This is a genomic window from [Clostridium] innocuum (assembly GCA_012317185.1).
In the GTDB taxonomy this organism is placed as follows: Bacteria; Bacillota_I; Bacilli_A; order Erysipelotrichales; family Erysipelotrichaceae; genus Clostridium_AQ; species Clostridium_AQ innocuum.
The window spans coordinates 3,286,210-3,306,064 of record CP048838.1 but is presented as its reverse complement, the minus strand read 5'-3'; the positions used below and the strand labels follow the sequence as shown (position 1 = coordinate 3,306,064).

19 protein-coding genes and 1 pseudogene are annotated in these 19,855 nt (G+C 44.8%); 17 read left to right on the top strand and 3 right to left on the bottom strand.

From position 1 onward, the window contains the following. Positions 1-32 precede the first annotated feature (32 nt). Positions 33-482, bottom strand: coding sequence for a hypothetical protein (locus tag G4D54_16125; protein ID QJA03855.1), 450 nt, complete (start codon positions 480-482; stop codon positions 33-35). Between the two features lie 418 nt (positions 483-900). After that, a complete protein-coding gene (locus tag G4D54_16120) occupies positions 901-1,875 on the bottom strand; it encodes an Rpn family recombination-promoting nuclease/putative transposase (protein ID QJA03854.1) in 975 nt (324 codons plus the stop codon). Positions 1,876-2,232: 357 nt separating this feature from the next. Here G4D54_16120 and G4D54_16115 point away from each other — a divergent pair, with 357 nt between their 5' ends. The 3 genes from G4D54_16115 (at position 2,233) to G4D54_16105 (ending at position 4,464) form a co-directional block, all read left to right on the top strand. After that, entirely contained in the window at positions 2,233-3,201 is a 969-nt protein-coding gene (locus tag G4D54_16115; protein ID QJA03853.1) for a P1 family peptidase, read from the top strand. Continuing rightward, positions 3,192-3,941 carry a hypothetical protein gene (locus tag G4D54_16110; GenBank protein QJA03852.1) on the top strand — a complete coding sequence of 250 codons (750 nt, stop codon included), beginning with the start codon at positions 3,192-3,194 and terminating at the stop codon, positions 3,939-3,941. The genes G4D54_16115 and G4D54_16110 overlap by 10 nt, the downstream gene beginning before the upstream one ends. Before the next feature lie 307 nt (positions 3,942-4,248). After that, complete coding sequence (locus G4D54_16105; GenBank protein ID QJA03851.1) at positions 4,249-4,464, top strand: hypothetical protein; 216 nt, start codon at positions 4,249-4,251, stop codon at positions 4,462-4,464. Positions 4,465-4,776: 312 nt separating this feature from the next. Here G4D54_16105 and G4D54_16100 read toward each other — a convergent pair whose 3' ends face one another. Beyond that, positions 4,777-5,244, bottom strand: coding sequence for a GNAT family N-acetyltransferase (locus G4D54_16100; GenBank protein QJA03850.1), 468 nt, complete (start codon positions 5,242-5,244; stop codon positions 4,777-4,779). A gap of 248 nt (positions 5,245-5,492) precedes the next feature. On the opposite strand from G4D54_16100, the gene G4D54_16095 reads away from it, so the two are divergent. The 14 genes and pseudogenes from G4D54_16095 (at position 5,493) to G4D54_16030 (ending at position 19,733) form a co-directional block, all read left to right on the top strand. Then, positions 5,493-6,113, top strand: coding sequence for an ECF transporter S component (locus G4D54_16095; protein ID QJA03849.1), 621 nt, complete (start codon positions 5,493-5,495; stop codon positions 6,111-6,113). A gap of 237 nt (positions 6,114-6,350) precedes the next feature. Continuing rightward, positions 6,351-7,283 (top strand): annotated as a pseudogene (locus G4D54_16090) (lactonase family protein). 12 nt (positions 7,284-7,295) lie between these two features. Further along, positions 7,296-8,708 carry an NADP-dependent phosphogluconate dehydrogenase gene (gene gndA / locus G4D54_16085; GenBank protein ID QJA03848.1) on the top strand — a complete coding sequence of 471 codons (1,413 nt, stop codon included), beginning with the start codon at positions 7,296-7,298 and terminating at the stop codon, positions 8,706-8,708. Continuing rightward, positions 8,705-10,108, top strand: a complete 1,404-nt coding sequence (gene zwf / locus G4D54_16080) for a glucose-6-phosphate dehydrogenase (GenBank protein QJA03847.1) — start codon at positions 8,705-8,707, stop codon at positions 10,106-10,108. The genes gndA and zwf overlap by 4 nt, the downstream gene beginning before the upstream one ends. After that, the gene (gene rpiA / locus G4D54_16075) at positions 10,059-10,766 is read left to right on the top strand and encodes a ribose-5-phosphate isomerase RpiA (protein ID QJA03846.1); all 708 of its coding nucleotides are present in this window, start codon (positions 10,059-10,061) and stop codon (positions 10,764-10,766) included. The genes zwf and rpiA overlap by 50 nt, the downstream gene beginning before the upstream one ends. Before the next feature lie 133 nt (positions 10,767-10,899). After that, a complete protein-coding gene (locus tag G4D54_16070) occupies positions 10,900-11,274 on the top strand; it encodes a GntR family transcriptional regulator (protein ID QJA03845.1) in 375 nt (124 codons plus the stop codon). Positions 11,275-11,331: 57 nt separating this feature from the next. Beyond that, positions 11,332-12,081 carry an ABC transporter ATP-binding protein gene (locus tag G4D54_16065; GenBank protein QJA03844.1) on the top strand — a complete coding sequence of 250 codons (750 nt, stop codon included), beginning with the start codon at positions 11,332-11,334 and terminating at the stop codon, positions 12,079-12,081. Further along, the gene (locus G4D54_16060) at positions 12,059-12,874 is read left to right on the top strand and encodes a sugar ABC transporter permease (protein QJA03843.1); all 816 of its coding nucleotides are present in this window, start codon (positions 12,059-12,061) and stop codon (positions 12,872-12,874) included. The genes G4D54_16065 and G4D54_16060 overlap by 23 nt, the downstream gene beginning before the upstream one ends. Positions 12,875-12,881: 7 nt before the next feature. Beyond that, on the top strand, positions 12,882-14,297 hold the full coding sequence (locus G4D54_16055; protein ID QJA03842.1) for a hypothetical protein: 1,416 nt from the start codon (positions 12,882-12,884) through the stop codon (positions 14,295-14,297). A gap of 3 nt (positions 14,298-14,300) precedes the next feature. Beyond that, positions 14,301-15,737, top strand: coding sequence for a hypothetical protein (locus G4D54_16050; GenBank protein QJA03841.1), 1,437 nt, complete (start codon positions 14,301-14,303; stop codon positions 15,735-15,737). Further along, positions 15,734-17,035 (top strand): hypothetical protein, encoded by a 1,302-nt coding sequence (locus G4D54_16045; GenBank protein QJA03840.1) that lies wholly within the window; start codon positions 15,734-15,736, stop codon positions 17,033-17,035. The genes G4D54_16050 and G4D54_16045 overlap by 4 nt, the downstream gene beginning before the upstream one ends. A gap of 9 nt (positions 17,036-17,044) precedes the next feature. Next, the gene (locus G4D54_16040; GenBank protein ID QJA03839.1) at positions 17,045-17,791 is read left to right on the top strand and encodes an alpha-mannosyltransferase; all 747 of its coding nucleotides are present in this window, start codon (positions 17,045-17,047) and stop codon (positions 17,789-17,791) included. Position 17,792: 1 nt separating this feature from the next. Beyond that, entirely contained in the window at positions 17,793-19,073 is a 1,281-nt protein-coding gene (locus G4D54_16035) for a hypothetical protein (protein ID QJA03838.1), read from the top strand. 111 nt (positions 19,074-19,184) lie between these two features. Next, on the top strand, positions 19,185-19,733 hold the full coding sequence (locus G4D54_16030; GenBank protein QJA03837.1) for a DUF1836 domain-containing protein: 549 nt from the start codon (positions 19,185-19,187) through the stop codon (positions 19,731-19,733). The last annotated feature ends 122 nt before the right edge of the window (positions 19,734-19,855 follow it).

The following is a 19,855-nucleotide window of genomic DNA, read 5'->3' as shown; positions in this document are numbered from 1 at the left end:
ATCGTCATAAATAAAAACCGGATTGCCGGTTTTTATTTTGTCTCATTCTGTTCCTTTAGATATATGTCAACTTCATGAGAAGTTAAACGTCTTATTTCAGCGTTTGGATATCGTTTAAATCTCTCTCTTTGATATAGAGGTTTCTCATTGAGACATACCTTATGGTTGTTAGTATAAGCGGCTGCAATGGAGGGGCTATTAAAAATCTTATAGGAATATCGTCCTCTTTCATTTTTGATTTCATAGATTCCGCAATTTGTTTCTGCACAAATATCAGCACTACGCAGATACAGCTTGGCGGTTTCCAGTGTTTTGAAAGGGAAATTCCATCTTTGTAGACCACTTTTCTCCGTCCTATTCACGCAGATGCATCTGCCACAGGTTCCACATATGTATTGCAGATGATTTTCCAGACAATCTCTGGGATTCAATATAGGTGTTGAGCGATTATTGATGCTGTAGCATTCTTCACATTCCTTCATGACAGTTCTCCTTTTTAAATCACAAAGCTGATTGCCGTTAATGTTTCCAATTAGGCATCCTGCTGCTGTATATGACAAGTATACACTATGACACACTGTCAGAGTCAAGGATTGTAATCACATATATAATTAGAAAAGATAGTGATAGCAATTCCTAGAAAGACAGGGAATGCCCAACAGAATAGAATGTTTAGTCCATATGAAAAACTTTATTAAACAGAAAAAGGGTTATTATCGCCCTGTGATTTGCATTATGCAACAGCCTTCGTATTTATTTCATAAACAAGCAAAAGCCCTGCATAGGTACATTTGTTGCAATCATTTCCAATATTATTATGAATTTGGGGAAACAAGCAAATGAAAAACTGTTTTATAAGTGTAAGCTTATAGAACAGTTTCTCTACGTATTTATGTATGATTATTGGCTAATCATAACCTGATCCTTTAGCTCCTGCAATGTATTACATGTCAGTATCAAGCTGGATACATTCTCTATCTGTTCATTGTTCAAAGAAAATAGCCAGACTGAGCAATCCTCATGGTATTTACTATCCAGCAGCTGGAGCAGCAGTGATATCTTTCCTTCTATTCTACCTTTGTGTATACCAACTTTCTCTCCTTCAATTTTACCTTCTTCTTTCCCTTTCATGATTCCTTCTTTCATCCCCTCTTCATAGCTGTCTTCCAAGCCATAGCGGTAACGTGCCTCTCCCATTTGAATCGCCATTGCGGTTGACCACAGCTCGTCATCCTTCTGCATTTCCTCGTACTTATCCATGAATACCTTCACCAGCCTTTCCTTTGACTTCAGTATATCATTTTTTTCATTATTTTCAAACAGGTATATCAGCTGTTCAAAGTCATTCAGCCTCTGCATTTCCTTCTCCTTTACGATGTCATTGATTGCCGGCATATGAATATAGGTACGAAGGATGAGCGGATAGTAGCTTTCATTCTCTCCCTGCTCATTGCGCATCTGATAGTGATTGATCAGATTTCTGTTGTTCCATGCATATTCGTCAATAAAAATAATCTGATATACCGGCTTTAAATCCCTGTACTTCTTACCACTGTTGAGCTGATTGTTCAATGCTCTGGCACCGTAAAATTCAAATCGCATCATTTCTGCTAATCCCTTGTAGGTCGTCTGCATCTCGATATTGAAATGGCGATTTTGTTCATCCTTCACATGAACATCCAGAATGATGCGCTTCTTTCCAATGATGCCTGGATCCAGATTGGGATTGAGCACGGTGCTTTCCTTTACCCTGATTCCGGTAACACGCTCAATGATGGTGTTGCGGGCGTACACAGAGCCTTCATCCTCACGGGAAAGGGTGTACTTAAAAAATAGATCGTTACTGTAGTTGAGTTGATTTGTTGCATCTGACATTCATATGTCCTCCATTCCGTAAGGGTTCCTTACACCCTTCTTATTGATATTTCATTGAATCTAAATTATAAGATACATGAGCATGCAAACTACTATACAATCTTCTATAGGACCTTTCCGTATAAATTATCAGCATACTTTTAGGAGACGGCTGTTTTATCCCGTAAATAACTGCAATCAAAAGATTTTAAAGTATTTTCATGCAGAATCATGTTGCTATTTTTATTTCCGTTATTACACGCTGTGGCGCTCGCACATGGTTTACCTGTGTGAATGGTATATTTCATAAGCTCTTTCCCATAAAATCTTTTTCGTAGGAACCGCTTTATGCTACAATAAGGGCAGAGGTGAGCAAACATGAAGGAAATAAAAATTACAGATATCAAAGGCTTTCAGGTTGGGCAGGCAGAGAATCAGAAGGCGGGGACAGGTTGTACCGTTATCCTATGCAGAGATGGCGCAGTTGCGGGAGTCGATGTCAGAGGCGGTGGGCCGGCTACCAGAGAAACCGATCTTCTGCATCCGATCAATATGGTACAGAAAATTCATGCTGTAATGCTGAGCGGAGGCAGTGCCTACGGTCTTGATGCTGCCAGTGGTGCCATGCAGTATCTGGAAGAACACGGTGCAGGCTTTGACATGCAGGTAGCCAAGGTTCCTATTGTCTGTGGTGCGAGCTTGTTCGATTTGTCCGTTGGCGATGCACATGTCCGGCCGGATAAGGAAATGGGCTATGCGGCATGCGTGGACGCAGAAAATGATACGGTATTAGAAGGAAATCACGGGGCGGGGACAGGAGCGAGCGTTGGAAAGCTGCTGGGCTTTGAGCATGCTATGAAAAGTGGTATCGGAACCTGCGGTATACAGGTTGGTGACCTGCAGGTTGCTGCTATCGTAGCTGTAAATGCCTGTGGAAATGTAGTGGATTATGAAACAAATGAGCTGCTGGCGGGTGTTTATGATTCCCATAGCGGATCAGTTTTAAAGGCACAGGATGTTCTGTTTCAACAAATGGATGCTCTGCGAAAGCTGCCGGAAGGCAATACGACAATCGGCTGTATTGTGACAAATGCAAAGCTTGATAAGGCGCAGTGTACCAAGATTGCAGGAATTGCACATAATGGCTATGCGAGAGCGATTCATCCGGTACATACCATGAGTGATGGAGATTCTATATTTGTACTCAGCAGTGGTGAGGTTGAGGTTATGGCTGATGCTGTCGGTATGCTTGCGACAGAAATGATGGCAAAGGCGATCAAACGCGCGGTTTTACACGCAGAATCAGCTTATGGGCTACCAGCCCATAGTGATGTAATATGCAAATAACCTTCTATCACTGGGGATATCAGTGTCCTATCATTGCAGAAATGCTGGAGCTGTTTCAAGAAGCTGCCATGGATGATGTAACCTGCATTGATATCACATGTCAGGAAAAGCTTGCATTTGAAAAACAGCTGTATTATCCTTTTCTAACTATTTTCAATCAGCAGCTGCACTGGTATGGTCCTGTTACAGCTGCGGTATTAAAGGGAGTGCGGGATGGAGCCATTACAAGGGAGAAACCGTATGTTATTGAGCAGTCCTACGAGGAAAAAAGAGGTGAATTGCTTCCACTTACCAGTGAAACCCTGGCATTGACCGCAAAGGGATGCACACTGTGTGCGGATTGCGCACAGATGAAGAAAAAATCGGATTTTCTCAGCTCCTGCGGACTCACCACATTTGGTTTTATCCATCAGCTGGAGGGACAAATCGTAGGTGGTGTTGAATGGATGCCATCCTTACAGGTTCCATATCCGATTCCCAAGGATGCGCACACGGCTTTTTTAACATGTGTATATCATTCCAGTGAAGAGGCAGACTATAAGGCCTGGCCCTTGCAGTGTATGGAGAAAGAGCTGTTTAAAACCTACCGGAGAATACTGGTGATATGTGATGAGGAAAGTACGTTTCCCAACGGGACGAAAGATTGGTTTGAACGACAAGGGTATTGTGATCTTGGCTTGATACAGGTATTGGATGGCTATGCCAGACTGCACTTACTGGAAAAGAAGCGAAGCGAATAATATGGGATGAAGGCAGTATACGCTATTTATAATGGATACTGTCTTTTTTATGGATAACCGTTTTGTGATATAAATCTAAACTTTTATAGAAAATTATTGTCATTCATATCAAGGGGAAGTATACTATATATATCTAATATATACAGCATTGTATACATTTATAAATTAACTGTATGAAGTTGAAAAGCTTCTTTTTTTTACCGAAATTGCATTAAAAAGCATCTTTTTCATACAAATATGTCTGAAAAATCTGTATTTCTAAACGTATAGGAATAGAAACAGCTATGCATGAGCAGGGTTTTTACAGATGAACAAGAGGTGTATCAACGTGAAATATGCAATTCGGATTTCTCTAATGTGTGTATGCTTTTCGTGTGTAACGGCAAATGCAAGTACGTTATCTGCAAAGCGGCATACTCCGGATGTAGCTGTCCTTGCATGCCGCAGAGCTCTTTTTATGCTGGGAGCGGTATCCTGTGGAATTCTGGTATCTGAGCAATTAAGGAAGTACAGGGGTAAATAATGCAGAGAAGCAGAAGGGCTTGCATTTAAGTGTTTATGAAAAAGGAAATCCAGCTTCTTACGCCTGTGAAGTAAGACTGCGGATTTCCTATTTTAAATGCTTACCATCATTGATTGTTAAGCTGCTGTTGAAGCTGAAGAAAAAGAATGCTGTCATACCACAATCCGTAAAAGGACTGGCTTTTCCTATAGACTGGACTTCTTTTGACCTTCTTTTCCTCCTCAAATTTTGTGACACCTTAAAGACGGGGAATTGCTTCCAAGGTTTTATCTGTAACTTGCGCAATCCTGCAAATACTGCCTGTTTGCGTGCTTATAGAGTTTTGGCGGTATACATCCGGATAGAATCGCCGCTGTCCTCCCTGATCAAGGATAGATATTCCCATCCGCAGACTTCATAAAATACGGTGTGGTCAGTGATGAGATAAAGCCGTGAAAGCCCTTCGCTGCCTGCCTCCCTGCGAATGTGATCTAGCAGCGTCCTTGCATATCCGTTGCCCCGCCACGCATTCTCTACATACAAGGCACATACATTTGGCGTTAATTCTTTACGCTCATGAAAATCATTGGCTATCAGTCCTGCACCGGCGATGATTGTTCCTGATGAATCCAGAATTACATACCATTGCGGAATGAAGGCAGTACTTGTAATACACTCCTGCATGCTATCCTCATAAGCCTGACAGGGAATCTGCCATTTGCTGTGAAACCATTGTGCTGCCACCTTAAGAAGCTGCGGCTGTTCACGCAGGGAGAGCACCGTAAAAGCTTTCCTTTCCATAATCCTGCCTCCTTTTTGTGGACTTATTATAGCACACGGAAAATACAGAAGCCATGTAATCGGTATCATGTGAAAAGATACACAAAGTTATTGGCAGAGAATGGGAATTGTATTATAATAAATGCGTCATCCGTGTATAGAAGATATTCTGACAGGATCTGTTTGGACCTGTAAAGAATGGGGCAATACGGAAGGACATCTTTCGATAGACATCGCATCTGTAAGAGAGCGAGAGTAGGAGGACACATATGAAATCGAAAAAAACGCAGTACATGTCCATCATGGCCATGTTTTTGGCTATCCAGATCATACTGGTAGTCACACCCCTGGGTTATCTGCCAATCGGACCGATCAGCGCGACGACCATGCATATACCCGTCATCATTGCCGGGATAGCACTCGGTAAAAAGGCAGGTGCACAGCTGGGCTTTGTATTCGGACTGACCAGTGTGCTTAATGCGACATTCCGTCCGACACTGACATCATTCTGCTTTTCCCCCTTTGTAACGATTGGCGGAATCGGCGGAAACTGGATGAGTTTGCTTATCGCCTTTGTGCCAAGGATTCTGCTGGGATATCTTGCCGGTCTTATTTATGAAAAGCTGTACAGGAAGGGGATTAACGAAAATGTTGGAATCATCGCCGGAGCATTAACCGGGGCAATTACCAATACCGTTCTGGTGCTTGGTGGTATTTACCTGTTTTTTGGGAGTGCTTATGCGGATGCCATCAAGGTTGCTTACGATACCTTGATCGCAGTTCTGCTTGGCGTTGTGGCAACCAATGGAATTGCCGAGGCGATTTTAGGAGCGGTTGCGACCCTGCTGGTATGTAAGGCAATCAGGCCGATCACCAGAAAATTTAATTAAATACGATTATAAATCAAATTCTCTAATGTAAACAGGGGATTTGATTTTTTTGCGTTTACGTATAAATTCATCGATATACGATCCTCTGTAACAGTTTTATGCTTGCTGAAAAGGATACCGGTTTTCATATTCGCTTCTTATCTTTTGTGCATGATGTTTGCAATTATGGAAATACTTTTGTATGATAGGTATACAATGTGACTTTAAAAAATAAAGTAAATACTGGAGGTATTCACTATGAATGAAATAAAAGGCTTTGTGGGAACCTATGCGCCCGCAAAAGGAATTTATTCCTTCCTGTATGATGTACAGAAGGATGCATTTGTAAAGACGGATTTGTTTTATCCTGTCAAGGATGCAAAGTATCTGTCATATTATAAAAACAGACTGGCGTTTCCCACACAGCTTGCGGATGCCAGACTCTGTGTTCTTGCGAATGGCAGAGAGCTGCTTGCAGGACTGGAAAACAGTACCGCCTGTTATGTGGTTCAGGATGAGGATTGTGTTTACACGGTAAATTATCATGACGGTACCCTGATACGCTATCGTTTCAGCGAGGAAGGGCTGCATGAGGAAAGCATTGTGCATATTCAGCATGAGGCAGGTGCTCATCAGGCAATACTGACCGGTGCAACCATACTGGTTCCCTGCCGTCTTCTGGATCGTGTATATGTATATGAGCGCACGAGCATGGAGCTGATACGTGCTATTTCCTTTCCGAAGGGAACCGGCATCCGACATGGTGTATTGGACGATCATGGAAGATTCCTGTATATGATCAGCGAGGACAGCTGTGAAGTATTTGAAATGAATATGGAATAGGGTGGTGTTATCACCAGAAAGCTTTCTCTGCTGAAAGAAGGGGAACAGGGCGGAGGTGCCGCAATCCGCATCAGCAGCAGTGGTGAAACGCTGTATGTCTCCGTGCGCGGAATCAATCAGCTATATGTCATTGATATTGCCCAATGGCGCATTTTGCAGCGCATTTCCAGTGGCGGCGATCATCCGCGTGACATCAATCTGTCCCCACAGGGGGATTATCTGTTTGCGGCGAACCGCAGCAGTGGCAATCTGGTTGCCTTTAAAATTGATCACATAAGCGGAATGCTGGAGGAAAAGGCACATACGGATACGATACCGGAGGGTGTCAGCATCGTATTTTACGAATAGGAGGAAACACGTATGAGAACGAACAATATTGGTATGGTAGGTCTGGCTGTCATGGGCAGAAGCCTTGCATTGAACATGGCAGATCACGGATATAAGGTAGGCGGCTATAACCGCAGCTATGCGGTGACAGAGCATATGCTGGAAGCTTGGCCGCATGAGAATTTCACTGGGTATTCCACGCTGGAGGAGCTGGTTGCATCGCTGGAAAAGCCGCGTAAGGTCATGCTGATGGTAAAGGCGGGTAAAGCGGTGGATGCCATCATAGAGCAGTTGATTCCATTGCTGGAGCAGGGTGACATCATACTGGATGGCGGTAATTCCTTCTTCGAGGATACCATTCGAAGAGAGGCGTATCTGAAAGGAAAGGGACTGCATTATTTCGGTGTGGGTATCTCCGGAGGTGAGGATGGTGCGCGCTTTGGACCGAGCATCATGCCCGGAGGAAACAAAGCAGCCTATGAGGAAATCCGTCCGATTCTGGAGGCTGTCGCAGCACGGGCAGAGGATGGCACACCCTGCTGCACCTACATTGGAGAAAATGGTGCCGGACATTATGTGAAAATGGTGCATAACGGTATTGAGTATGCGGATATGCAGCTGATTGCAGAGGCGTATCTGCTATTGAAGCATGTCGGACATTTCGATAATGCGCAGCTGGCAGAAATATTCAGTGAATATCAAAAGGGAGAGCTGAACAGCTTTCTGATTCACATCACATCCGATATTTTCCGCGAACAGGACGATAAAGGTGGCAAGGAGCTGGTAGACTGTATCCGGGATGCTGCACAGCAGAAGGGTACCGGGCGCTGGACAAGCATCGAAGCCCTGAAGCAGGGTGTGGATGTTTCCATGATTGCAGCTGCCGGAAATACCCGTGTAATGTCGAATAATGAAAACAGAAAAGCAGCTGAGGAACAGTATCCGCATGTTGAAATTGCAGAGATTTCCAATCCGGATGCCTTTAAAGAGGAGGTTCGTCAGGGCTTATATGCGGCAAAAATCATTGCCTATGCACAGGGCTTTGATCTGCTGAAGCAGGCAAGTGCTTCCTATGGCTGGGAGCTTCCGTTGGGAAAAATCGCGTCAATCTTCCGTGCCGGCTGCATTATACAGGCAAAATTTTTAAATGATATCACCAGAGCATATGAACAACAGGCGGATCTTTCGCATCTCTTGCTGGATAGCTTCTTTCAGGAACGTGTGGTATCCTATGAAAAGAATTTGCGGCAGATCGGTGCGCAGGCAATCCTGAGCGGTATCCCGGTTCCGGCGATGGCCAACGCCATCAGCTATCTGGACCTGTTTTGTGCAACGCATGTCGGAGCCAATCTGATTCAGGCACAGCGTGATTATTTCGGTGCGCATACCTTTGAGCGTGTGGATGAGGAAGGCAGCTTTCACCATGAATGGAGGCGGTGGGCATGAAGCAGCTGACCTTTACCATATTCGGGGGAACCGGCGATCTGACCTTTCGCAAGCTGCTGCCTGCACTGTATAATCTGCAGGCGCAAAGTAAGCTGGAAGAGGACTTCTCCATTGTGATCATCGGACGCAGAGACTATGATCATGCCGGTTATTGCGAAGAGGCTGCAGGATGGATCAAGCAGTATGCCCGTCTTCCCTACCGCATTGATGAATTTGAGCGCTTTGCCAGACGGATCCATTATGTGCAGATGGATTTTACAGGGCTGGAAAATTACGAAAGGCTGAATGCGTTTTACAAAGAACAGCATTTGCACAATCATGTCTTTTACTTCGCCGTTGCCCCGCGCTTCTTTGCGGTGATAGCAAAAGGTTTGGAACAGGTGGAAAAGGCCTGTACGGGAAAGGTCATCATTGAAAAGCCGTTTGGAGAAGATCTGGAATCTGCCAGAGTTCTGAATGAGGATTTGGAACGCTTCTTCACAAAAGAGCGGATGTTCCATATCGATCATTACCTGGGAAAAGAAATGGTGCGCAATATGCAGGCAATCCGTTTTATGAATCCAATTTTTCAGGATGTATGGAATGCTAAGTATATCGAGCATGTGCAGATCAGCGCCATGGAGACGGTCGGGGTGGAAAACCGCGGCGGCTATTATGATCAAAGCGGTGCATTAAAGGATATGGTGCAGAATCATCTGTTTCAGATTTTGAGCATAACAGCCATGGAACAGCCTTCCTCCTTCTTCGGTGAGGATATGCATCAGAAGCAGCTTGATGTTCTGCATGCCCTTCGTCCGGTGGAACAGCTGGATATGAAGGACAGTGTTGTGCTCGGACAGTATTTTCATTACCAAAAGGAGGATCGTGTGGCGGATGATTCCATGACGGAAACCTATGCGGCACTGCGCCTGTTTGTGGATAATGAGCGCTGGAGGGATGTACCGTTTTACATCCGTACGGGTAAGAAACTGAAGGAGCGTGAGATGGAGGTTGTCATCACCTTTAAAAAGACCAATCCGGATGTGGCAGCCAATGTTCTTTTGATTCGCATTCAGCCTACAGAGGGTGTGTATTTTCAGTTCAATATCAAAAAGCCGGGAGACAGTGATGAAATCGAAGTAACCAGTATGGATTTCTGTCAGAGCTGCTCTGATGCGAACCGCATCAACACACCGGAGGCCTATGAGCGTCTGCTGGCAGCGGCTGTACAGGGGGATGCTTCCTGGTTCTCACAATGGGATCAGATTGAAAGCAGCTGGAATTATGTGGAACAGCTGCGTCAGCGCTATCGCAGGGAGCGCCTGCCGCTTGCCACCTATATGGCGGGCAGTGCCGGTCCGAAGGAAGCGGATGAGCTGCTGCAGCGCCATCACCACACCTGGTCACATGCCGATGTCTGAGCTGGAGGAGTTAAAACGGCGCAGTGCACAAAGGGCTGCAGCCTATGTGCGAGATCATATGGTGCTTGGTCTGGGGACAGGAAGTACGGTTCGCTGGCTGATTGAGGAGCTGGGCAGACATACAGACAAACAGCATCTTCAGGTCGTTTCCTCCTCTCTTGCCTCTAAGCTGCTGGCTCAGCAGGCAGGTCTTTGCGTGGTGGAACCGGATGTCATCGATCACATTGATCTCGTGATTGACGGTGTCGATCAGATCGATTCACGGAAGCAGGCAATCAAGGGCGGCGGCGGTGCGCTTGTCCGTGAAAAGATACTCGCCGAGGCGGCAGAGCAGGTAATCTGGATCATGGATGCAGGTAAGCGTGTGGAAACAATTGAGGATTATACGCTTCCGATTGAGCTTGTACCGTTTTCCCATCCCTTTGTGCGGCGGACACTGACGAATCGGGGATATGATGCAATACTGCGAATGCAGCAGGACAGCGCTTTTATCACAGATAACGGAAACCTTATACTGGATGTGCGCATACCGGCATCCCGCCCGATTCAGGAGGCTCATGATGAGCTTGTGCATATCGCAGGCGTTGTGGAAACCGGCTATTTTCATATGGAGGCTATGTGTATAACAGCAGAAACAACAGATGTTACCATCTGGTAAGCTGCTTAACAGGTGAAGGACTGTTTTATCTCGTGAAACGCGGGACGAAACAGTCCTTTTTGTTATGAAACGCAATGGAGGCGTTGACAAAAGCGGTGTACTATTTATATAATACACTTGAAGAGGTGATACGATGAACGTATTCAGCGATCTGAAGCTCAATAGTAAAACCAGCGTTTATCTTCAAATCATCCAGCATGTCAAGCGTAAAATTCTGAATAAAAGTATTATTGCTTATACGCCGCTGCCGTCACGAAGAGAGCTGGCGTCCTTACTGTCCATCAACCCGAACACGGTGCAGAAGTCGTATAAGCTGATGGAGGAGGAAGGAATCCTGCGGACAATCAGCAATGTGAAAAGCGTTGTATACGTTGATGAGCAAATCATGGAACGCCTGCAGCAGGAAATGATACAGGAAACCGTGGATGATTTTATCGCCAACTGCCGCGAATGCGGGCTGCCGTTTCAAAAGGTGGTAGCCATTCTGAGCACACGCTGGGACATCTGATTTTTCGTTTATAAAAAGTGTACTACTTAAGTAATACAGAAAGCGAGGGAACAAAGTATGCTGCATATGGAACATCTTACAAAGGATTACGGAAACGGTCAGGGGGTATTCGATATCTGTCTGGATTGTGAAAAGGGACAGATCATCGGTTTGGTGGGAAGCAACGGAAGCGGTAAAACAACGCTGATAAAAACGATTTTGCAGCTTCTGCCCTATCAGGAGGGAACGATACAGTGGAAGGAACAGGCAATCAAGGATATCTTTGAGGATATCGCCTATATCACGGATACATTAAGCTTTTTACCGGATATGAGTCCGAAGGCCTATGGCGCCTTTCTAAAGGATTTCTATCCGCGTTTCAACGGCAACCGCTATGACCGCATTCTCCAGCATTTTGAAATTGACAGCCGCAAGAAGCTGAAGAAAATGTCTGCCGGTCAGAAGCTGAAGGTGGAAATCGCCGCCGGATTCTCACAGGGGGCACATCTGCTGTTGCTGGATGAGCCGTTTTCCAATCTGGATGTTTTCTCAAAGCAGGATTCCGTCAAGATGCTGCTGAGTCTGTTGAATGACGAGGAAACCGTGCTGATATCCTCCCATGATATCGATGATATCGATCAGGTCATCGACCGTGCGGTGGTATTGCGTCGGGGCAGAATTGTACAGGATGTGGTCATGGAGGAACTTCATGAGCAGGGAATCTCCTTGAAGGAATGCTTAAACGATATCGAAAAATATGATCCAAACCGCGTGAATCTGTTGTTTGAGGAAGGAAGTGAGTCACATGTTGAGCTTCCGGACGCATAGAGAGCATATTTCCAAGCTGATGTACTATCAGCTTCACCGCACAGGCAAAATCTACGCCTTGTTTGCTGTAACCTTGATTGCACTGCCGCTGATTACGATCATGCTGAAGGATATAAGCTATTTTCAGAGAGGCTATTATAATGAATTTCTTTTAAATCCGACATGTGCACTTACCTTTCCACTCCTTGTGTTCCTGTGGCTGCTGTATTCTGTATTTGATTTAAAGCGGCTGCACTGGAAATACAATGTACAGGACAGAGAGCTGATTCTTCCGGTTTCACGACTGGATTTGATTATTTCAAATGTGTTGTTCACCCTGCTGAGTCTGTATGCACTGTACGTATTGCAGAGCATTGTCTATTATGCAGGCTATCAGCTATATGAAATGAAATCGCCGCAGCAGCTGTTACATAACGGATTTTTCCTATCCATGACGCGTACGCAGCATTATACCGGTATGTTTCTTCCTTTGAGCATCAGCGGGTATCTGACGCAGCTGCTGTACAGTGTTCTGATGTCCCTGTTTGTCGTATGTATCGGAAGGTTCGGCTTCCGTAAAAATAAAATTGCTCTGTTCATGATTGTGCTGTATGTGCTGTTTCCAATTGTGTTTTATTTTCTCGGTATGAACATGTCACTGGCGATTGGTGAGGAGCCGACCGGATTCACACTGCAGCTATTGAAGTTTTATGAAGTGTTCGTTTATAAGGGTTGGTACCGCCTGTATCTGTGTATACTGGGGGCAGTCATGATGGCAGGTCTGTATCGGAAAACACGAAAAAGTGCATGGTAGGCAGGTGATGGATGTGAAAAAATATATGGGGTATCTGCCACTCTGTATGCTGAGTATTATCATTGTCTTTTCTCTTCTGGTCTACAGCAAGCGTAATGATTTTGCTATCGGACTAAGCACGGTGGCAGCTCAGGAACATAAAAGCGTTGGCGATCCAAATGCTATCAGGGATTTGAAATACTCCTTTTATATCATGGACGATTATCCGTCAAGCAGGAACATACATGCACTGGAAAACATATGGCGCGTGGATGCGGTTGGGGATACATTTACAACCACCTATGACCCTGCTGGCTATATGGCACATATGAAAAAAAATGCAGAAAAGCAAATGCTGTATATATCTATTCAGGCACGCTATGATGCGGAAACGATGAATCCCGGGGCTATGACAAAGGAATGCTCCACCTATGACAACGGGATTCCGTTCTGCACATATTCCGGAAAGGTTGATCATCTTACCTATGATATCATCATCGATAACAGCGATTACGGATATGGTAATACAGTAAATTTTCCCAAGACTAAGAAAAGTGCGGTTTTGCGTTCGAAAAGTGGGAAAAAGGAGATTGAAGTCAATTATACCCTGCAGGAAGGACAGTCAGAGGATGATATCTACATCTATTCTACATATGGTGGAGGAAATGCAGATGATATATATGGGAATCTGAAGGGAAGCGCCCTGCAGACGATCTATGATGTTAAAATCGAAGATGATTTCTTTGTAAGTGTGAGCGCGCTTGATTTTGATGTGAATCTCGGCAATTTGAAATTTGATAACGATCCAACCGGAATTTACAAGGTTGATTCACAGGGGAAGGTTACGCAAATCGTTCATAAGGATATAAAAAAGGGCACCCTGATCTCTATGTGTGCAATGGATAATCATCTGGCAGTCGTCGAGGAAGAGGACAGTAAGCTGTACGGTCGTCTGTATTCCACAGAAGGAAAGCTGCTGGATGAAATCCGATTGGAAATGGACCTTGATCAAATCGGCAAGGTCATGGTAAGTGAGGATCAGGGTACACTGTTATTTCAGCTTCAATCGATCTACGATAACATGAAGTATACGGTTGTAATGTATGATGTAAAGGACAATGCCTTTCAGAAGCTGGATCGCATGGTGATGGAAACACAAACGAATACGTCCATGTACGGGTCCTATGGCTTGTATATCAGTATGCATTATGATCGCAGGAAGCAGATTTTGTATAGTATTCAGATGAATGATGACAACGGTCTGTATGTGAGTGCACAGACGAACAAAAAGGTTCTGTATAACAGCTTTCTGTATGGTGATTATAATGATGATACATATCTGGCGCTGTCGGATGCGGCATCGAGTAATTCATATGAAAATATCGTTTTCTCTTTTCTGAATACACAGAGGCGTAGGCTGAGTGATCTCTCCATTGGATGGTGATGTATGATGAAAAAATATATGGGGTATCTGCCGATAGGCTTGCTCTGTCTCATTGTCCTATTTTCCCAGCTGATTTACACAAGGCGCAACGATTTCCATGTTGAGCTGAGTACGATTGCACAGGAGGGGGAACGTATAGGCGACCCGGATGCCATTAAAGATTTAGCATATTCCTTTTATATCGCGGATACCAATCTGGGAGGGTACAGCGGTGAAGGAAGCAATGCCTGGCGAATCGATGCGCAGGGAGAATCCTTTAAAATCAGCTATGACCCGAAGGGATACAAGCAACACCAGATGATGGTTGGGGATGATGCAGAGATATTCTTCTCTGTGAGTGTTTCACCGAAATATGATGAAAAAACGATGCCGATGAGTGAAGAAAATAAGCAGAGTGATGCGGATTTCTATAACGATGCAACGATTCATTCCTATGAAAATAAGATTGAGAGACTGTCCTATGAGCTTGTGGTCGGACGACATCATGTTGAGGGTGGTGCGCTGATCAGTGACGGTGAGGATAACATACAGCTTTTTACGGTAAAAACCAAAAACGGAAAGCGTGATCTGACCGTCACATATCACGAAGAATCTGCAGGAAATCAGGAACGAGTCTATGTATATCCGCAAGCCAGCGTTGGAAATGCAGATGACAAGTACGGGAATTTAAAAAACTACGGTTTTTTAAACGCCCCGATTGTGAAGCTGGGAAAAGAAAGCTTTACTGCGATTGGAGCACTGCAGTTCGGGGTGAATTTTAATGAGGTGGAATTTGAAAAGGATCCTACCGGAATCTATCGTATTGAGGAAAGCGGAAAGCTGACACAGCTTGTTCCCATGGATGTGAACAGGGAAACAGTTTTATATATGGAGGCATTTCAGGGAAAGCTGATCGCCGTCGTGGAAAAGAACGGCTATCTGTATGGCAGAGCCTATTCTTCAAAGGGTGTTCTGCTTGATGAATTTCAGTTTTCATTTGATTTACAGAATACCAATCGGATGATGCTGCTGCCGGAAAAGGAGCATGTACTGTTCGTACAGGAGCCTGTATATGATGGAAACAATCGGGATCTGTTGATATATGGTATGGAACAGGAACAATTTAAGCAAATCGATCACATGCCGTTAAATGGTTTGAATATCACGGATATCAGCGGAAATTATGCGAACACGCTGCTGCATTATAAGAAAGATACGGGGATTCTCCACATTGTTGTAAATGACGATGGAAAGGCTTTATATGTCGCGGCACAGACAAACAAAAAGCTGTTGTACAGAAGCACTTTGCTGGGAGATTATACGGATGACAGTAAGCTTGTTCTTCCGGATGCCACGCAGATTACCACAGGCAATGCGTATGAGAATATAATGTCCTACGTATTGAATACACAGAAACGAACCCTGCAAAATCTCCGCCTTGTACAGGATGGTGATGTATGATGAAAAAATATATATGCTATATACTGCCGGTATTTCTGCTGCTGCCCATACTGGGAGCGCTCGGTGTCTGGTCGCAAAAGAACAATATGCAGATTGGTCTACGGAAAACGGCTGACGGTGAATTTGATGTGACCGGGGATCCATCCGCCATCAAAAATCTCTCCTATCAGTTTATGGTGACAGATTATCTGAATGTCTGGCAGGTTACGGGAAAGGGGGATAAGCTGCAGGCTGCTTATGTCAAAAGCGATGTGCTGACAGACCGAACCAATACAGTGGATATTCAGATTTCACCGGTATTCGATGAGCATATCAAGCAGAACTCCATCGAGAATCCCGGATTTGATCAACCAGACGACATGGAGATCACCCATATGATCAGCGGCGTGGAAGCCGTATCCTATCGCCTGTCCCTGCTTGACCCGCAAGCCTATGGAAAGAATAAGCAGGAGGATATAGCTTTTGAAGTTCGATGGAAACAAGACAAGCTGGGCTCTTTGATTCGATGCGATTATTTTGATAACGACCCCAAAGGCTCTCTTTCCTGCTCCCTGACAGGTGATGACCTCTATCAGAATGCAAGAGCATCGGCAGGCCTGTCGGACATGTCTGTGGATGCGCATGGATATTTCATCGTATCCCCCCTGCAGTTTATGTATGATTTTTCACAGGTTACCTTTGATCAAAATCCCGGCGGTATCTATCGGCTGGAGAATGGCAAAAGCAGGCGCATTGTATCACTGCCACTGGGAAAACAGGATATTCTGGGAATGGTGAGTACCGAAAAAAGTGTAATCGCTCTGGTTATGGAAAAGAATGAATTGTCTCTGTATACCTATGACAGCAATGGAAAGCAGCTGGATCGCTCAGCTCTGTCTGTTGCCCTTGCGGATATCATGGAGCCTGTACTGCTGCTGGATCAAAACAACCATATTCTCTTTGGATATGGAAATGGATTTGAATATGTATTCCAGGTGTATGAGCAGAAAAACGCAAGCCTGAAGCAAATAGACAGGGTGAACATTTCCGTTAACGCGGGCAGCAGTGGACCTTTACAGCTGCAATATGATCAGGGTGTCCTGTATTGTATGCAGGAGGGAAACCAGACAATACGTATCATGGCCGCAAATCATAAAGGGATGTTGTACAGCAGTGAGGTGTATGGCGATTATCAGGAGGATGATCGTTTGGGCTATCTGGATTTAAACGAGGGCCTGAGCTATGAGAAAATCATACAGCGCTATTTGTTTGATGACAGACGATCAATCGTAAATCTCAAGCTTTTGAGTACAAGGTAGGTGGAGAATATGACAAAGGAATTTGAAAATCTGAATCTGCTTCTGTTTTACCGGTGGAAGCGAAGCTATAAATTTTACGGTATCGTATTTGCGCTGTATCTGGCATTCTGTTTATTTGCTCTGTTGATGAAGGGAGAACAGCTCGGCTGGGTCCGCTATGAGGTATATTTCGGCTCGCGGCCATGTCTGCTTCTGTTTCTTGCTGCCCTCAGTGTGGTGATCGTTTATCAGGTGGCAACACTTCTCTACATGCAGCTGCGCTCCAATGCACTGCATCGCTATCTGATACTTCCCCAATCCCGTGTGCCATTTATGCTGTCGGAGCTGCTTATGAATATCAGTGCCATCGTCATACTTCTGTTATTGCAGTATGCGGTGTATTATATCGGATACCGGTACTATATGACGCTTGCCCCCTTCTATAACCTGAAAAACGGTTTCTATTTATCCATTGTCAGAAGCGGCATGCTGAAATACTTGTTCCCATTGACAATCACCCAGCTTCTGATCATCGTAAGCAGTATTGTGACGGTATCCGCTATGACAGTGTATCTGGGGGTATATTACCAGAGGCTGCAAAGCTATATCCTGTGCATTGCCAATATTGCAGGTGTTTTGTTTGTATGGGGCATGCCGAGCGGGATACAGTTTGATGTACAGCGCGGTATGCAGCTGGCTCTGATGCTGGTGCTGGATGGTCTGATGGTGCTGAGCTTTCGCAATTCCATGAATCGCAACCAGTACGGAGGTCGATGATATGAAACGTCATATGATTCTTCTTCCTGTGCTGCTTGCAGTTCTTCTGATTGTCAGCGCCGCTCTGTATTTGCACAAGCCGTCCTTCACCTTCACACTGGAAAAAGCAAGCGGAGATATGCAGCAGGTGGAAGGGCTGGAATATACAATGACAGTTGCGGATGCTTCCATGCGCTGGGAGCTGAGTGGAAAAGGAAAAGATATAAGCTACACGACCTCGTTTCTGAAGGAACAGGAAGAGCTCGCCATAGAATATGATTCTCTGAATGAGGGCTTCTATCTGTATATCCCTACTCTTTTAGATGGAAAACAATTAACGGATTATGAACTGGAAATCAGCAGAACGATAACGGATGACCGGTATGAAGAACCGGTAAAAGCGGATTTTTACAATATAAAGCAGGTAGCTGTCGATCTGCTGGTGAAAACAGATAAGGGCTATGCCTGCTTTCCAAGCGGACTGAAGCAGCGCTTCCAGACTCCCCGCAGCAATATCGTATATCATCAAAAGGATCAACAATTGTATTTCCAAAGCAATCCGGAAAAAGCGGGATTGCAGAAGGGAGGGGGACTGCGCCACCCATATGTGACGGTACAGGGGAAAACACTCGTTCCGCTGTATGTTGCCGGAAACGGCAGCAGTGGGCAATATCGCATTTATGAGGTGGAAAAAGCATTGCAGAGCGAATCCATGCCAAATGTTCAGGAGGCGAAAAAAGCGAGTAAGGTTAAACAGTTTATAAGCTTTGATGCAAAGGTGAATGGCATTTCGGATGTAATCAGCTATCATGATCAGCTGTACGCAGCAGTGTTGCGTGATAATCAGGGCTGGCTGGAGGTCTATGATGCTTCGGGCAAGCTCGTTAAGGAAGAAAAGCTGCCAAAGAATACAGTGTTTCACCGTTTTGATATACAGGATGGAAGGCTTTTAATTCTAACCTCACAGCGGGATAAGAGCTACCTGAAGGTGTATGAGCAGGATAAACTGGTGATGGATATCACCTCACCGATTTCACTGTCAGATTCCAAGTTCAAGCTGCAGGACGGCCGTTTGTTTGCCTTGAATCTGAGACAGCCGGAAAACAAAGCACAGCATTTTCTGGAAATCAGTGTATTCGATCAGTCAAAGATGGTATTTGACGGCTATGTGAAGGGAGATTTTGAGGAGGATGAGAAAGCCTCGGCCTTTTACAAAAAGCTGCGGGATAAAACAAACCAGACAATTCCCGCTATGCCGTATGTGAACGTGCGGGATGTGTATGCGTATGGCTTCAAGGATTAGATCGTGATCATTGTCACGGTCTTTTTTTCATTCAAAAAATCTGGTGGTAGAAAAAAATGCCGGAATACCGTATACTATTACTATAACGCATAATAGAAAGAAGGAACACACATGAGCAATCTGCGCAGAGATTTGATTCTGTGGAGCGATACACTTCAGGATTTTCATCTTCCCCGCTGGGAGGAGCTGCCGAACTTTGATTTATATCTGGACCAGGTAATAACGCTGATTGAAGGATATTTGCAAAATCTGTTTGATGAAGAAAATGATACGATTCTGACCGCTGCCATGATCAATAACTATGTTAAGCTGAAGCTGATTCCCAAGGCGGAAAAGAAACGCTATAACCGCATGCATATCGCCTATCTGATTGCAATCACCATTTTGAAGCAGGTGCTGACGATCAGCGAGGTGAAGCAGGGAATTGAATATCAGGCGGGCATCAATGGTCTGAAGGAAGCCTTTAATCTATTTTGTGAGGAGCAGGAAGCAGCGATTAAGGCAGTCGCAGATCATTTAAAAAATCAGGACAGCACCTTTCTTCTGGAGGGAATCACCGTGCAGAATACGGCAATCAAAATGGCTACGATGTCCTTTGCGGGCAAGCTGGTCGCAGAAAAGATTCTGCATCTGCAAAATTCCTATACTGCACGATTATAAAAATCCTCTGCCTGTTTGTTTCCATATCACAAAAAAGCTGGTTACCATCAGGGAATGCTTCCTTTGGACGATACAAAAAAGGGAATTCACACCGATTGCAGAGCAATCAAAGTTGAATTCCC

Excerpts from the sequence above, each read along its gene's own strand:
- G4D54_16125 (QJA03855.1), bottom strand. The coding sequence starts at position 482 with ATGAAGGAATGTGAAGAATGCTACAGCATCAATAATCGCTCAACACCT.
- G4D54_16120 (QJA03854.1), bottom strand. The coding sequence starts at position 1,875 with ATGTCAGATGCAACAAATCAACTCAACTACAGTAACGATCTATTTTTT.
- G4D54_16115 (QJA03853.1), top strand. The coding sequence starts at position 2,233 with ATGAAGGAAATAAAAATTACAGATATCAAAGGCTTTCAGGTTGGGCAG.
- G4D54_16110 (QJA03852.1), top strand. The coding sequence starts at position 3,192 with ATGCAAATAACCTTCTATCACTGGGGATATCAGTGTCCTATCATTGCA.
- G4D54_16105 (QJA03851.1), top strand. The coding sequence starts at position 4,249 with ATGAACAAGAGGTGTATCAACGTGAAATATGCAATTCGGATTTCTCTA.
- G4D54_16100 (QJA03850.1), bottom strand. The coding sequence starts at position 5,244 with ATGGAAAGGAAAGCTTTTACGGTGCTCTCCCTGCGTGAACAGCCGCAG.
- G4D54_16095 (QJA03849.1), top strand. The coding sequence starts at position 5,493 with ATGAAATCGAAAAAAACGCAGTACATGTCCATCATGGCCATGTTTTTG.
- gndA (QJA03848.1), top strand. The coding sequence starts at position 7,296 with ATGAGAACGAACAATATTGGTATGGTAGGTCTGGCTGTCATGGGCAGA.
- zwf (QJA03847.1), top strand. The coding sequence starts at position 8,705 with ATGAAGCAGCTGACCTTTACCATATTCGGGGGAACCGGCGATCTGACC.
- rpiA (QJA03846.1), top strand. The coding sequence starts at position 10,059 with ATGAGCTGCTGCAGCGCCATCACCACACCTGGTCACATGCCGATGTCT.
- G4D54_16070 (QJA03845.1), top strand. The coding sequence starts at position 10,900 with ATGAACGTATTCAGCGATCTGAAGCTCAATAGTAAAACCAGCGTTTAT.
- G4D54_16065 (QJA03844.1), top strand. The coding sequence starts at position 11,332 with ATGCTGCATATGGAACATCTTACAAAGGATTACGGAAACGGTCAGGGG.
- G4D54_16060 (QJA03843.1), top strand. The coding sequence starts at position 12,059 with ATGTTGAGCTTCCGGACGCATAGAGAGCATATTTCCAAGCTGATGTAC.
- G4D54_16055 (QJA03842.1), top strand. The coding sequence starts at position 12,882 with ATGGATGTGAAAAAATATATGGGGTATCTGCCACTCTGTATGCTGAGT.
- G4D54_16050 (QJA03841.1), top strand. The coding sequence starts at position 14,301 with ATGATGAAAAAATATATGGGGTATCTGCCGATAGGCTTGCTCTGTCTC.
- G4D54_16045 (QJA03840.1), top strand. The coding sequence starts at position 15,734 with ATGATGAAAAAATATATATGCTATATACTGCCGGTATTTCTGCTGCTG.
- G4D54_16040 (QJA03839.1), top strand. The coding sequence starts at position 17,045 with ATGACAAAGGAATTTGAAAATCTGAATCTGCTTCTGTTTTACCGGTGG.
- G4D54_16035 (QJA03838.1), top strand. The coding sequence starts at position 17,793 with ATGAAACGTCATATGATTCTTCTTCCTGTGCTGCTTGCAGTTCTTCTG.
- G4D54_16030 (QJA03837.1), top strand. The coding sequence starts at position 19,185 with ATGAGCAATCTGCGCAGAGATTTGATTCTGTGGAGCGATACACTTCAG.